Annotated in this window: 9 protein-coding genes; 5 read left to right on the forward strand and 4 right to left on the reverse strand. The window is 36.2% G+C overall.

The window, feature by feature from the left end:
• The first annotated feature begins 16 nt into the window (after window positions 1–16).
• From AB3I34_RS10560 to AB3I34_RS10580, 5 genes are all read left to right on the forward strand, one after another.
• Window positions 17–1,609, forward strand: a complete 1,593-nt coding sequence (locus AB3I34_RS10560) for a class I SAM-dependent DNA methyltransferase (protein WP_085444197.1) — start codon at window positions 17–19, stop codon at window positions 1,607–1,609.
• Window positions 1,599–2,714, forward strand: a complete 1,116-nt coding sequence (locus AB3I34_RS10565; RefSeq protein WP_085444198.1) for a restriction endonuclease subunit S — start codon at window positions 1,599–1,601, stop codon at window positions 2,712–2,714. Before AB3I34_RS10560 ends, AB3I34_RS10565 begins: the two co-directional genes overlap by 11 nt.
• A complete protein-coding gene (locus tag AB3I34_RS10570; protein ID WP_085444199.1) occupies window positions 2,701–5,835 on the forward strand; it encodes a type I restriction endonuclease subunit R in 3,135 nt (1,044 codons plus the stop codon). The genes AB3I34_RS10565 and AB3I34_RS10570 overlap by 14 nt, the downstream gene beginning before the upstream one ends.
• A gap of 776 nt (window positions 5,836–6,611) precedes the next feature.
• Window positions 6,612–7,028, forward strand: a complete 417-nt coding sequence (locus AB3I34_RS10575; protein WP_010714149.1) for a (deoxy)nucleoside triphosphate pyrophosphohydrolase — start codon at window positions 6,612–6,614, stop codon at window positions 7,026–7,028.
• The gene (locus AB3I34_RS10580; RefSeq protein ID WP_002387412.1) at window positions 7,021–9,897 is read left to right on the forward strand and encodes a DUF3427 domain-containing protein; all 2,877 of its coding nucleotides are present in this window, start codon (window positions 7,021–7,023) and stop codon (window positions 9,895–9,897) included. The genes AB3I34_RS10575 and AB3I34_RS10580 overlap by 8 nt, the downstream gene beginning before the upstream one ends.
• A gap of 41 nt (window positions 9,898–9,938) precedes the next feature.
• Here AB3I34_RS10580 and AB3I34_RS10585 read toward each other — a convergent pair whose 3' ends face one another.
• The 4 genes from AB3I34_RS10585 to AB3I34_RS10600 all read right to left on the reverse strand — a co-directional run bounded on the left by AB3I34_RS10585 (window position 9,939) and on the right by AB3I34_RS10600 (window position 14,753).
• Complete coding sequence (locus tag AB3I34_RS10585) at window positions 9,939–12,458, reverse strand: sigma 54-interacting transcriptional regulator (protein ID WP_085444200.1); 2,520 nt, start codon at window positions 12,456–12,458, stop codon at window positions 9,939–9,941.
• Between the two features lie 147 nt (window positions 12,459–12,605).
• The gene (locus AB3I34_RS10590) at window positions 12,606–13,433 is read right to left on the reverse strand and encodes a PTS system mannose/fructose/sorbose family transporter subunit IID (protein ID WP_002415607.1); all 828 of its coding nucleotides are present in this window, start codon (window positions 13,431–13,433) and stop codon (window positions 12,606–12,608) included.
• Complete coding sequence (locus AB3I34_RS10595) at window positions 13,430–14,245, reverse strand: PTS mannose/fructose/sorbose/N-acetylgalactosamine transporter subunit IIC (RefSeq protein ID WP_002365419.1); 816 nt, start codon at window positions 14,243–14,245, stop codon at window positions 13,430–13,432. Before AB3I34_RS10595 ends, AB3I34_RS10590 begins: the two co-directional genes overlap by 4 nt.
• A 16-nt stretch (window positions 14,246–14,261) precedes the next feature.
• The gene (locus AB3I34_RS10600; protein WP_002354800.1) at window positions 14,262–14,753 is read right to left on the reverse strand and encodes a PTS sugar transporter subunit IIB; all 492 of its coding nucleotides are present in this window, start codon (window positions 14,751–14,753) and stop codon (window positions 14,262–14,264) included.
• Between the last annotated feature and the right edge of the window lie 6 nt (window positions 14,754–14,759).

Raw genomic sequence — 14,759 nt, forward strand, 5'->3', positions numbered from 1 at the left:
AAGGAGATTAAAAGCAATGGTAAAAAAGAAAGCTGAAACGAAAGAACAAACATTAGAAACAATCCTATTTGGTATTCGTAACATCTTACGTTCCTCAGGAAAAACAGATGATAAACGAGATGCGATTATTGGACTAATTTTTATTAAGTTCGCATCAGACAAATTTGAAACACAACGTGAAAAAATCAAAGCAGAGTACGGAGATGTACCAGCGTTTTTAGATGATAAATCTTTTTACTTAGCTGATAACGTATTCTACCTTGAGCCTCATACTCGATGGGATTACCTTGTCAAAAACGCCAATAAAAATGACATTGCCGTTATTATAGATACAGCAATGGCAGATATTGAAAAAGATAATAAATCTTTGCAAGGTGCACTACCTTCAAACTTCTATGTCGGATTCAATTTGGCAGTAAGTACAATCAAGCAACTTATTGATGAAATAAATAAAATATCAGCTGACAAATTTCATGAAGATGATTTGATTGGTCGAGTTTATGAGTATTTCTTACAAAGTTTTGCTTTGTCAGCGACAAAAGAAGAAGGCGAATTTTATACACCAGCATCAGCGGTTAAACTAATTGCTGAAATGATTGAACCTTACAGTGGACGTGTGTATGACCCTGCCTGTGGAAGTGGGGGAATGTTTGTTCAGTCTATGAAATTTATCGAACGACATAATGGGAATAAGTCTGCCGTATCAATTATTGGGCAAGAGAAAAACCCAGATACACGTCGCCTTGCTAAAATGAACCTTGCAATTCGTGGAATTTCTTATGATTTGGGTACTCAAGGGCTTGGAGAAAGTTCGAGCTTTACTGATGATCAACACAAAGATATGAAGGTTGATTACATCATGGCGAATCCACCATTTAATCTGAAAGATTGGCGCCAAGAAAACGAGTTAACGGATGATGCTCGCTGGCACGGTTATGCTGTACCTCCAAAATCCAATGCCAACTATGCATGGATCTTACACATTCTATCTAAACTGGATGTAACAACTGGGATTGCAGGTTTCTTACTTGCTAATGGTGCTTTAAATGCTGATGGTATTGAAGGGGAAATTCGACAAAAATTACTTGAAAACGATAAAGTTGAAGCTATCATTGTACTTCCTCGCGATATGTTCTATACAACCGATATTTCTGTGACACTCTGGATAATAAACAATAATAAGAAAGCATACAATGTCAATGGACGTCAGCTTCGAGACCGTCAAAAAGAAGTTTTATTTATGGATTTACGACGTTGGAATGATCATATTGAGCAATACTCAGTTGAGAAAGGCACAAAGAAGAAAAAAACAGTTTTAACAGATGAACAAATTGTAAAAATTAAGTCTATCTACCAATCCTGGCAAGAAGGAAATGGATATGAAGATGTTCCTGAATTGTGCAAAGCAGCTACATTAGAAGACATTCGAAATGCCAATTACTCACTTGCACCAAGTAAATATGTTGAGTTCATCGACCATGACTTAGAAATTGACTATGACAAAGAAATGGCTCGTATTCAAGCAGAAATGAGAGAAGTCCTAAATGTCGAAAAAGCATCACAAGCTAGTCTTGAGGAAGCATTCAGGGGGATTGGCTATGAACTATAAAATTGGAGATATTATTGAACAAATAAAAATTAAAAATGGAAATCCCAATCATCCAAATATTTCTGGGATCAATATATTAAAACAGTTTATGCCATCAACAAATGTTGGAGCAGATACTTCAAAATATTTGGTAGTCCCGCATAATAGTTTTGCTTGTAATCTGATGCACGTTGGACGTGATGAACGTATTCCAATTGCTATGAATGCTAAAGGTGACGAGATTGTTGTTTCATCAGCATATTTTGTATTTCAAATAACTAAAACTGAAACAGTATTACCTGAATACTTAAATATGATCTTTCAGTCGTCAGAATTTGATAGATATGCTTGGTTCTGTACAGACGCCTCTATTCGAGGAAATCTAGATTGGACACGCTTTTGTGACATTGATATTGACTTACCACCACTTGAAATTCAGGAAAAGTATGTAGCTGTCTACAAATCGCTTCTTGCTAACCAACAATCCTATGAAAATGGATTGGAAGATTTGAAGTTAGTTTGTGACGCGACAATTGAAAAACTTAGACATAAAATGCCAAGTGAAGCGATTGGAGCTTACATTAAGCAGGTAGATGAACGCAACGATAGATTAGATGATACTTTTGTAAGGGGAATTTCAACTTCTAAAGAGATTATTGCTACTAAAGCAAAAATGGATGGCATAAGTGTGAGCAACTATAAAAAATTAAAGCCTAGACATATTGCTTATGTGCCAGATACTTCAAGACGTGGGGATAAAATTTCAATTGCTATGAATGATCAAGAAGAAACAGTTTTAGTTTCATTAATATCAACAATTTTTCAAACGAACGAAAGTAGAATTCTACCGGAATTTTTAATGCTGTTCTTCTCCAAATCTGATTTTGATCGTTATGCAAGGTTTCATTCTTGGGGAAGTGCACGAGAGACATTTAACTGGGAAGATATGCAGGAAGTGAAAATTCCTATCCCTGATATTAATATTCAAAAATCTATTGTTGATATCTATAACGCCTATATTGCGCGTCGTGAAATCAATGAACAACTAAAAGCACAAATCAAGGAGATTTGCCCAATTCTAATTAATGGGGCAATCAAGGAGGCAAAAGTCTATGCCGAAGTTTGATGAAGCAACTTTAGAGGCAGCTATTATTGAGTTGTTTACAGAAAATGGATATGACTACATCAGTGGTGAATCTATTCACCGGAAATTCGATGAAGTTTTGCTACTATCAGATTTGACAAGTTATTTAAATTCAAAGTATTCAAACTTGTCAGAAGTGGAAGTCGCTAAAATTATCAACAAAATTAAGCTTACACCAACAGACCCGCTATATAAATCTAATCGGGACTTATTTTTTTTGATTAATGAAGGATTCGATTTAGTCCGTGACGATGCAACTGAAACAGCTATTCACGTCGATTATATTGACTTTGAACAGCCTGAAAATAACGTTTTCAAAGTCGTTAATCAATTCACTGTTGTTGGGGAAAGTGAACGTAGGCCAGACATGTTAGTTTTTGTTAATGGTATTCCAGTTGCAATATTTGAGTTTAAGACAGCAATCAAGGAAAACGTCACAATCTATGATGCATGGAAACAAATTCATACTCGTTATAATCGTGACATTCCTAACTTAATGAAGTATTGTTTCTTATCAGTTTTATCTGATGGTGCAAATACAAAAATGGGATCGATTTTTACACCATATGAGTATTACTATGCGTGGAATAAAGCAAGTGACGAAGAAAAGATTGCAAATGGTATATCCGCATTAAAAACACTAATCGATGGCGCTTTTTCTCAGGATCGATTGATTGCTATCCTCCGTGATTTTATCTATTATCCGGATTCAGATAAAAAGGAAAAAGCTATTGTTACACGGTATCCACAATTTTTTGCTGCTAATAAAATGTTAGAGAATATCAAACAACATTTGAAACCTGCTGGTGATGGTAAAGGTGGTACGTATTTTGGTGCAACAGGATCTGGCAAAACTAATACCATGCTTTTCTTGTCTCGTTTGCTTGTAACGCATGATAGAGACGTTTTTCAATCACCTACGATTATTATTTTGGTTGATCGTGAAGATTTATCGAATCAAACTAGTGAACTTTTTGAGTCATCTAAGAAGTATCTTAAAGATAATAATGTTAAAGCGATTGAAAGTCGTGCTGATCTAAAGAGCGAACTTTCGACAAACGAATCTGGTGGAGTATATATCTGCACTATTCAAAAGTTTGAGGAAGAAACTGGCTTGCTGTCTGAACGGAATAATATCATATGTATTTCAGATGAAGCGCACAGAACGCAGACAAATACCACAGCAAAGCTAAAAAAAACAGATAAAGGTATTGAGACCTCTTATGGGTTTGCACACTATTTACGTGATGCGTTTCCAAATGCAACATATGCTGGATTTACTGGGACGCCAATTGATGAAACGATTTATGTTTTCGGAGAAATTGTTGATCAATATACAATGAAGGAATCAACAGATGATGGTATTACTGTTCGTATATCCTTTGAACCACGTTTAGCTCGTGTCATTATCTCTGATACGCAAGCTGCACAAATTGATAGATACTATGAAGAAGTAAGTGAAGAGGGAGCAAATCCGGAACAGGTTGAAGAAAGCAAGAAGGCCATGTCGAAGATGAAACAAATTCTTGTTCATCCAGACCGTATTAAGAAAGTTGCTTCTGATATTGCTGTACATTACATGCGTCTAGTTAGCGAAAAACCTGAGATTGTTCAAAAGGCTATGATTGTTACAAGTAGCCGTGAACATGCTTATTTACTTTATCAAGAATTACAGAAAATCCGACCAGACTGGTTTGTCCCAAAGAAAACTGATAGGACAGTTTTATCCGAAATCGAACTTGAAAAATTAGTCGAATTGCCAAAAGTAAATCTTGTGGCAACTCGTGGAAAAGATGATCCTAAGGAAATGTTTGATTTGGTTGGTGATAAAGTACATCGGCAATTGTTGGAAAAACAATTTAAAAATAATAACTCCAATTTCCAAATAGCGATAGTTGTCGATATGTGGATTACGGGATTCGACGTTCCGAGTTTAGCAGTTATGTATAACGATAAACCTTTGAAAAAGCATACTTTAATTCAAACGATTTCTCGTGTTAATCGAGTATTTGAAGGTAAGGACAAAGGATTAGTAGTTGATTATATCGGTATCCGAAAAGCTATGTTGGAAGCATTAAAACAATACGGTGGCGACCAAGGAAATCCAATTGATGATTTACCAATCACACTTGGTATTTTCAGAAATCAGCTTGCCATCATTGATGCTATGTTGGTGAAATTCGATGCTAACAAATTTTATACCGGTTCACCTGCACAACGGTTGATGACTTTAAATGCAGGTGCTGAATTTGTGCAAATAACTCAAGAATTAGAAAATCGATTTATGCACGAGTCGCGTAAAATGAAAAAAGCATATGAAATTGTTTTTCCATCAGGTGAGCTAACTGACGAAGAAACTGAACGAGCACAATTCTATCTAGCAATCCGCTCTATTATTTATAAGCAAACTAAAGGGGATGCTCCAGATGCTGAAATGATGAATAAGGTAGTTCAACAGATGGTTTACAATGCAATAACTTCAACTGGTGTTGAAGATATTATAAATAATGAAACCGATGAGTTGTTTAGCCAGAAAGTTCAAGATGAGCTGGCTAAGATTCACATGCCCAATACCAAATTTAATGCTTTATTGAAACTATTAAAGCAACAAATTAAGACATATAGGATGTCTAATAAACTTAAAGCTATTGAGTTTTCTGAACGGTTGAAAAAGGTTGTTGAAGCTTATAACAATCGTGATGCACAGGTATTTGTATCTGAAGTAGTTTCAGACTTTGTGGACGACTTATCAGAACAATTATTAGATATCATGAAAGATTTGAAAGCAGATGCAGACTCCTTCGAGGAACTAGGGATCTCCTATGAAGAAAAAGCATTTTATGACATCCTCATAAAAGTGCGAGATGATCATGAATTCGAGTATTCTGATGAAAATGCTTTCAAACTAGCAAAAGATATCAAAGAATTGGTTGACGATAAGGCAAAATTTGCAGATTGGTCGAGCCGTGATGATATCAAGAACCAACTTCGTCGAGATTTAGTCATACTTTTGCATAAAAATGGTTACCCGCCACAATGGAATAATGACATATTTGAACAGGTCTTGGAACAAGCTGAGAATTTCAAGAAATTTTCTTCATAAAATGTTAAGATATTCAAAAACCTTATATATTATTAGTTCATTGATAGGGGATCGCTGTTAAAAATTTGTATTCAACTAACATCTAAAATGGTTCAAATTGGTTCAATTACTATCAATTTCAATCAACTCTCAGCAATCTATATCCATTTATAAATCTGTGAAGTATTGATACAGATGGATTAAACTTGATTGAGTATATATAAAATTCATCTTGATATTTCTCAAAACGTTAATTATTTGGAGTCGTTGCGAACGTGTTCGCTTACGAATCAATTACAATGTTTCAAGACACTTTCCATTTTTTGGAAGGTGTCTTTTTTTATGGTAGCGACAGTGTGTGTTCTGTCATAAACCAGTATATAAAAATTCACATACTGACAATATGTTTATCTTTCTTACCAAGAGAATAATTGATTCCGATTTCAGCAAGTATCCTCATTCCGAATAACGCACTTACGCAAATGATACATTTCTTTTTAGTTGATTTCCTCATTTTGATCGCCGCTATTTCTTTTTTCTTTGAATTCATTATACGTTTTTGGGAGATATTTCTTTATTAACTTTTTCTCTCTTGCGTTTTGGAGGGAGTAAGTTGCGGTTTTTTGAGAGATTAGTATGTTTAAACTGAAGAGTTATTAAATAATTAAAGTATAGTAAATCAAAAAACAAATATAATAAATGAAATTTACGCCACTAATATTGCAACCCTAGCTTATTTATGCGATCCTAAATATAATAAAACTAACAAAATCAATTAGATTAGAGGGTTAAAATATATGAAAAAAGAAATTCGCGTAGTAGGAGCAATCATAGTGGAGAAGGGGAAAGTTTTGTGTTGTCAAAGAGGACCTGAACGTGCATTAGCAAATCTTTGGGAATTTCCTGGTGGAAAAATCGAGAATGGTGAGACGGAAGTTCAAGCGCTTGAACGTGAATTGCAAGAAGAATTAAAAATAGAAGTAACGATCGTCAAGGAAGAGTATGCTTTTTGTCGATATGAGTATGATTTTGGTTTCGTTAATTTAACTACATTTATCTGTTATTTAGAATCAGGTGAACCTCAGTTGACAGAACATCTACAAATTAAATGGCTAACGCCAAATGAATTAAACCAACTTGAGTGGGCGCCTGCTGATATTCCTACTGTGGAAAAATTAGTAGAAAAAGGTGTGGGAACTGAACAAAATGGATAATTTAGAATTGGCGTTACAAAAGGCATTTATTAATAAGGAAACTCTAGGTGACGAACTTACACCTAAATTTATTGTTAACAATCCCAAAAAACATGATTATTTATTGAATACATTGAGTAAAGATTTGAAAAGCTGTAAGACTTTTTTTATAGCCGTTGCATTTATAACACCTAGTGGCTTAAATGCAATAAAAACACAACTGGCTGATCTGGCTTTGCGTGGAATCTCTGGAAAAATCTTAACATCAACATACTTAAATTTTAATGATCCACACGTATTTCGAGCATTGTTGAATATTCCAAATGTAGAAGTACGAGTTTCTAAAAAAGAAGGTTTTCATTCAAAAGGATATTTGTTTGAGATGGAGGATTATCAAAGCTTTGTTATTGGTAGTTCGAACCTAACAATGTCTGCTTTGAAACTTAACTATGAGTGGAATGTTAGATTAACTTCAAGAGAGAATGGCGAGATGGTTTCTTCTATTCAAAAGCATCTCATTCAAGAATGGCATGAGGCACAGTCGCTAACCCTAGAATGGGTCGATGCATTTGAAAAAAATTATCATCCTATTGTTAATAGAAAGATGTTAGTGCAAGATGTTTCTGAAAACGAGTGTTTAGATACGCAATATATTTTGCCGAACTCTATGCAGAAAGAAGCGCTTAGAAGTTTAAAAGCGCTTAGAGAAACGGGCGCAACTAAGGGAATGATTGTTTCGGCGACTGGTACAGGGAAAACGTATCTAGCAGCATTTGATGTGCAGCAATTCCATCCTAAACGTGTATTATTTATTGTTCATAGTGAGCTAATTTTAATGAAAGCATTAGAATCATTCAAATTGATTTTAGGTGGAAAAGATGATGATTATGGTGTTTTATCAGGGAATTCTAAGAATTTTGATGCAAAATATCTATTTGGAACAATTCAAACAGTATCTAAAAGTGAATATCAAGAGCGTTTAGGAAAAGAAGCGTTTGACTATATTTTGATTGATGAAGTCCATAAAGCTGGAGCGAAATCTTATATTAAAGCCATTGAATTTTTCAATCCCAAGTTTTTATTGGGAATGACGGCTACACCTGAAAGAACAGATAATTTTAATATCTTTGAGCTATTTGATTATAATGTAGCGTATGAAATACGTTTGCAAGCCGCTTTAGAGGCAGAACTGCTTTGTCCATTTTATTATTTTGGCGTAACTGATTATGAAAAAGATGGTGAAATCATTGATGAAACAACCGATTTAAAACGTTTGCTACAGAAAGAACGAGTTGATTTTTTAATAAAAAAAATTAACTATTATGGTTATTCGGGAGATAGTCCTCGAGGCTTGGTGTTTTGTAGTCGTAAAGACGAAGCAAGGCAGTTAGCAGAGATGTTTAACGATCGTGGAATTCCGAGTGCTTATTTATCTGGTGACCATAATTTTGATAAAAGAGAAAAGGAAATTAAGCGTTTAGATACTGGAGAGATTCATTATATATTCACGGTTGATATTTTTAATGAAGGCATTGATATCCCTAAAGTAAATCAAGTAATTATGCTGCGAAATACGCAATCTAGTATTATTTTTATTCAGCAATTAGGTCGGGGGCTAAGAAAAGACCCATCAAAAGAATTTGTTACGGTAATTGATTTTATTGGTAATTATAAAAATAACTATATGATTCCTATGGCTTTATCTGGAGATAGTTCTCAAACTAAGAATAGTTTACGTCGCGATACAATTGATGTGACGTATATCAGTGGTTTATCTTCAATTAATTTTGAAAAAGTTGCTCGTGAACGTATCTTTAAATCAATTGATCAAGCTAAATTAGATGCGATGTCGGAACTAAAAGCTAGTTATTTTAAGTTGAAAAATCGGTTGAATAGGGTTCCTTACCTGAATGATTTTCAAGTGTTAGATGGCGTGGATCCATTGTTGATTATAGGTAAAGAAAAAACATACTATAATTTCTTGGAGAGAATTGGGGAAACAGAAGCTAAATTAAGTGAAGAAGAAAACGGTGCACTAAAATTTGTTTCTGTAGAATTGCTATCAGGAATTCGCCCGCATGAACTTTATGTTATTGAAGAATTTTTAATGACAGATAAAGAACAGTTATCTTTAGAGGAAATCACAGCGCTGTTTGATACGTTTAACCTGACGTATACGACAGATACTCTAGCATCTGTTGTTAAAGTCTTAGATTTATCTTTTTACGAATCAACAATTAGAAAACGTTATTTGTTATCACAAATGTTTAAGATGAAAGAAAATTGTTTACAAATAACAGAAAAATTCAGAGAGTTTAAAAAGAATTCTTATTTCATCAATTTGATGTTAGATGTAATCCATACAGGGATTAACAAATCTATGGAGTATGATTTATCCCAACCGTTAAATTTATACAAAAAATATCGTCGTAAAGATGTTTTACGATTATTAAATATGAACTTTAATCAAAATGAACAAAGTATTGGTGGCTATACAAACAGTAATAATCATTTTGCTATTTTTGTAACTTTGGATAAAGGCAAAGATTTTAAAGCTGCACGTATTGCTTATGAGGATGAATTTATTGATGAACGAACATTCCATTGGTATACAAAAGCGCCTAGAAATCTACGCTCGCCAGAAGTTCAACTTTTGCGGAATCCTGGGGAATATAAATTTCATTTATTTGTGAAACGGAAATATAATCAAAAAGAGAACGAAACAGATTTCTATTATCTAGGCGAAGTAGCCCCTCTTCAAGAAACTATCCAACAAGTCGAAAAACAAGACAAAGAGGGTAAGAAAAAAAGCGTCGTTAAACTAGACTTTACCTTAGAAACACCTGTAGAACCTAATATGTATGAATTTTTAACGCAGAACACAAACTAAAAAAGCCACTTTCCTCTGGAAAGTGGCTTTTCCCATCCCCCTCACCGAGAAGACAAAATTTCATAAATCACATAGAGTTCCCAGTTGGAAATCTCTATTCGATAAAACTGTTCTAGAGTATAGAAAATGTTTTTAGCATTTTGGAAAAATGGTTTTTGGTTAATGGTTAGTTCCTCTAGGTTAGCAGGGATTTCATAGTCTTCAACGCCGAGCATTGTCCGCTCTACCATGAGCGCGTTGTGCATCATTAAGTTAAATTTCATTTTGCCGCTGAGTGTGAGGTCGAAGCGTTTTTCAATGTTTTTTGTAACGTTTTCGACTTGTTTAATAATGACGTCAGGATTTAGAAATTCTAGTTTTTCTGACAAGCCTTCTTTCGAGAAGAAGTGAACAAATTCGTTAATCATGCTATCGATGTTATTGGGATGCATCAAGTTTTGGAAAGGTTCCATCAACTGGGTTCCTGCATCTTCGTCTAACATGTCTAAGAGATTCACGCTAGCAACATTCGTATGGTTGTCTAAGTAAGACGTGGTCAAAATGAGCGAGGTTTCTTTTAAATAATTTTCTTCGGCGTTAGCAATGTCTAACGTGTTTACCAAATCTTTGTATTTTAGAGTAATGACTTTAATATCAGTATACAGGTATTTTTGACAGATTTGTTTGATTTGCTTGGCAATATCCAGACCTGAAATACTAGAGACAATGATATTTTTTTCCACTGAAAAGCCTTCAAAGTATTGTACATCGGTTTTAAATTTTTTTTCAGCGGTTTTAGCAATACCATAGAAAAGTTGTTCGTTCATTAATTGATGACCAATTTCCAACGCATAGGCAGTGGTCAGGTTATTGATCACCAAAAGTTCTCCAAGAATTTGCGGTTTCAAACTTTTATAAAGTTGTGTCAGGGAACCCATATCGACGAGCATAATGACGCCTTGTGATGTGTCCCGCTGAGAAAGCCACTCTTTAACTTCGGCGACGATATCTCTGACCGAAGAGGTTAAGGGCATGTTAATCGCATCAAAAATATAGGTACCACATAATTTGTTGGCAACGGCTTGAATACTTGTGGCAGTCGATTCACCATGCGCCACGAGGAGCGCTTGGTAAGGAATCGTTTCAGAAATTTCTCCGCTAAGTAATACAGATAAGAGTACCTCTGTCAAGAAACGGTATTCTTCTGGCAGCGGACTGACTAAGTTTTTCACGAGGGAAACCGTTCGCGGATAGTGTTCTTTTAACTGTGCTTGGACTGGAAGGAGCACTGTTTCGTTAAATGTTGGCGGTAAAATTTTCAGCAATTTGGCAACATCTTTCATCGGTTTTTCAGTTTGTTCAGGTTGGTTAATAATTAGTTTGTTTTTGGTTTGGACTTCCGTGACTAGGTTTTGTAAAAAGTAATCATTTTCTAAGGTTATTTCATCGTCTAAACAATATTTAATGAATTGTGTCAGTTCAGTTTTTAAGTGGGCCAGTGTTTTTTCTTTTGTAAATAAGGCTTCAAATGTTGCGAAAATATCGGAAGAAAGTGTGTCTTCTTCTAACACTTCTTTGTCTAAAGGAATCGTAATCATTGGTTGAGTCGCATCGCCAATGACGACGGGTTGATTGGGCAAAGTTTTTCGTAATTGCGACGCGCAAAGGAGCTGCACTTTGTTGGATAAACTTCCCACGTTACCAGGTTCGTCATTTTCTAATAATGCTGTAAAGATTTCTTCGTCCACGTTGATGTCTTTGGTCATTCGTTTCGCTTCTCGGTGGAATAAGTTTTTCAAAATCGCAATCCGTTCTCGAATGGGGCGCTCTTTGAAGTTCGGAAGTGAGACGATTACGGAAATTCGGCGATAAAAGGTTGGTAATAAGACTTTTTTCGGGTTTTCGGTGGTCGCAAATAGTAGCCGGACCTTGGAATGGACCATTTTTCCTTCTTCACCAATGGGGCGGAAGGTCCCTGTATCCATAAACTGAAAGAGTTTTTCTTGGTTTTCGTTGGATAATCGATGTACTTCATCTAAAAAGAGTACGGAATTATTGGCTTGGGCCAAGAGTCCTTGCTTTTCTGATTCAGCTCCAGTAAATGCGCCTTTGGTATGGCCGAAGAGAATGGATGATAGCAATTCGGGATTGTTGGCATAATCGGCACAGTTAAAGGTGTAGAATTTTTCCAGGCCAATGATTTGTTCATTTTTCAGATACTCATAAATCAGTTTTGCCAAAAAGCTTTTGCCGACGCCACTGGCTCCATGGATTAATAAAGGCATACCCAATGGGGGATACAACATAGCGGCTTTGCATTGTTCAATGGCTTTTTTGGCGCTGCCTTGGCTACCGATGTATTGTCGAAACACATCGGTCGTGGGGGTTGTTGCACGGGTTAATTGCCAATAAACGGGTTTTTTTCCCGTTTGTTGGACTTCACCTTTTTCCAATAATTTATTTAAGTATAAGCTGGTTACCGAGCGGCTTAATTGAATTTTTGTGGCAATTTCTTGTGTGCTCATCGGGGTGTTGCTGGTTTCTAAAATATCAACTAAGTGTTGGTAGGTCTCCAAGCGCATGATTCATCGTCCTTCCAAAAGAGAGGTCGGGACAGGGGTTGCTTCTGTTCCCGCCGTTTATCAGCTTTTAAGCCTGAGATAAAAATCACTTTGGATTTTTGTCTCAGGCTCTAAGTGTTTAATAATTAAATGTTTATTGTTTCAATTTTAACAGATGCCTAGTAATCCTAGCAAGATGCCTAAGAACATGATACCAAACATCACCACGTTAACATTGACTTTTTTGCGTAATAGCCAGAAAGCAAGTAACGTCACGGCTAATGGTACGATACCGACGAATAGTTGATCCAAATAGTCTTGGATTTTAACTGCGTCTTCGCTTCCTTTAACGGAAACTTCAAGAATCGTTTTGAATTTTACATTTGAAGCAGTCATACTGCCCATCATCATTAAGCCTAGCATACTTGATACTTTTGTGAGTATCTTCATTCCGCCTGATTCGTACATTTTTTGGATAAAACTTTCACCGATTGAGTAGCCGCTATACAACGCATAATAGTGAATTAAGAACGCAGGGACGTTGTATAAAAGTAAGAAGACAATCGCCCCTAATGGCGAACCGGTGCTGGCTAATGAAATCCCAATCCCAGCAGCAATGACACGCAAGATGCCCCAGAAGAAGGAATCACCGATGCCTGAAAGTGGCCCCATTAGTGAGGCTTTAACTGCTGTAATAGAGCTAGCATCAAAATTTTCGTCTTCACTGTTTTGTTTTTCCATCGAAGCGACGAGCCCCATGATGAAGTTATTGATATGCATGGTTGCATTGAACCAAGTGGTGTGACGCACCAATGCCTCGGCCCGTTCTTCCTTGGTTTTATAAAAACGATTGATAACTGGGAGTAAAGTGTACATGACACCCACTGCGTGGTATTGTGTAGCTCCTGTCCGGCTAGCGTTCATCGTCCAAGAACGCCAGAAAACAGAGCGCATCATTTTTTTCTCTTCTTTAGATAAATTCTCTTTTAACTTCATGCGAAAAAGTCCTCCTCTTCGATTTCTTTCGCGCTGCCTTCAACCGCAGAAGACGCCGCAGGTTTTCTTTTTAGAATGTCGCGGAATTCTACATCCCGTTGGGCACTCACGACACAAATTACTGTCCCGATGACCGCCACCGCAACGGCTGGTAATTGTAGGTACGCGGTTAAAACAAAGCCTAAAATGTAAAAGACGGCTAATTTATTATCCCATAACAGTTTCATTAACATAGCAAACCCAACGGCAGGTAAAAGTCCGCCAGCTGCGCTTAAGCCGTTCATCAAATTTTGTGGAATGCTTTCAACAAACAGATTTACTGGCCCGCTTCCTGCTAAAATTCCGATAAATGAAATCGAAGCGATGATTAAATAATAAATGATCCACGTTCCGTAATGCAGTGTCACAACCATTTTTTGGTTGCCTTCACGGGCTGCTTTGTCAAGAGAAGGAGCAAAGATATTCATAAAGACATTTTTTAAAAACATCACCACGAAAGCGGCTAACATCCCAATTGGTACGGCTAACGTCATGGCGGCTTTTTGTTCGACATTTGAAATAATTGCAAACGTTGTGGCTAAAGTAGTCGCAGTTACAGGTTCCGCTGCGATAACACCACCGATATTAACATTTCCTAAGAAAATTGCTTCTAAAGAGGCCCCCATTAAGACCCCTGTTTTCATGTCGCCCATTAAAATTCCTGTGACTAATCCAACGACTAAGGGACGTTCCATCATACTTTGACCAGTTAAATAGTTCCCAGCAAAACAGATAAATACAGCTAAGGCTGCCATTGTTGCATGCATAAGCATTGTTCATTTCCTCCTTTTAATTGACGGCTTGTTTTAAACTTAATTTTGAGTTGGTTGGCAGTACTTGGTTATAGCTTTCCACGTGAGTCAAACTGGCTAATTCTTTGGCAGCTTCTAACTCTTCAGGGTTTAATTGGACACTTGGGAAAACCATTGTTTTGGTGGCTGGATCTGATTTATCAAAGCGGCCAGCGTTGGCAACATTCACACTTTCAATATCTGTCACGTTTTTCGCAATTTTAGTAGCATCCGCTACACTGTTCACAATTACAAAAATTCGTTTGTCTTTACCACGAGGATCATTGAAGACATCAATCGCATCATCAACTGAGCGAATTAATAGTTTCATGCCATTAGGGACCGCCATTTTTAACGTCATTTGCATTACTTCGTTTTTGGCTGCTTCATCATTCGCTACAACTAATAAGGGGGCATTCAATTCTTTGGTCCAAACTACGGCTACTTGGCCGTGAATTAATCTGTCGTCTACTCGTACTTGTGTAATCATTTTAAT

Source organism: Enterococcus sp. C102(2024), from assembly GCF_040888205.1.
Taxonomy (GTDB): domain Bacteria; phylum Bacillota; class Bacilli; order Lactobacillales; family Enterococcaceae; genus Enterococcus; species Enterococcus faecalis.

What these genes read in the sequence shown, in the direction of transcription:
- AB3I34_RS10565 (WP_085444198.1), top strand. Translation starts at nt 1,599, where the DNA reads ATGAACTATAAAATTGGAGATATTATTGAACAAATAAAAATTAAAAAT.
- AB3I34_RS10575 (WP_010714149.1), top strand. Translation starts at nt 6,612, where the DNA reads ATGAAAAAAGAAATTCGCGTAGTAGGAGCAATCATAGTGGAGAAGGGG.
- AB3I34_RS10580 (WP_002387412.1), top strand. Translation starts at nt 7,021, where the DNA reads ATGGATAATTTAGAATTGGCGTTACAAAAGGCATTTATTAATAAGGAA.
- AB3I34_RS10590 (WP_002415607.1), bottom strand. Translation starts at nt 13,433, where the DNA reads ATGAAGTTAAAAGAGAATTTATCTAAAGAAGAGAAAAAAATGATGCGC.
- AB3I34_RS10600 (WP_002354800.1), bottom strand. Translation starts at nt 14,753, where the DNA reads ATGATTACACAAGTACGAGTAGACGACAGATTAATTCACGGCCAAGTA.
- AB3I34_RS10595 (WP_002365419.1), bottom strand. Translation starts at nt 14,245, where the DNA reads ATGCTTATGCATGCAACAATGGCAGCCTTAGCTGTATTTATCTGTTTT.
- AB3I34_RS10570 (WP_085444199.1), top strand. Translation starts at nt 2,701, where the DNA reads ATGCCGAAGTTTGATGAAGCAACTTTAGAGGCAGCTATTATTGAGTTG.
- AB3I34_RS10560 (WP_085444197.1), top strand. Translation starts at nt 17, where the DNA reads ATGGTAAAAAAGAAAGCTGAAACGAAAGAACAAACATTAGAAACAATC.
- AB3I34_RS10585 (WP_085444200.1), bottom strand. Translation starts at nt 12,458, where the DNA reads ATGCGCTTGGAGACCTACCAACACTTAGTTGATATTTTAGAAACCAGC.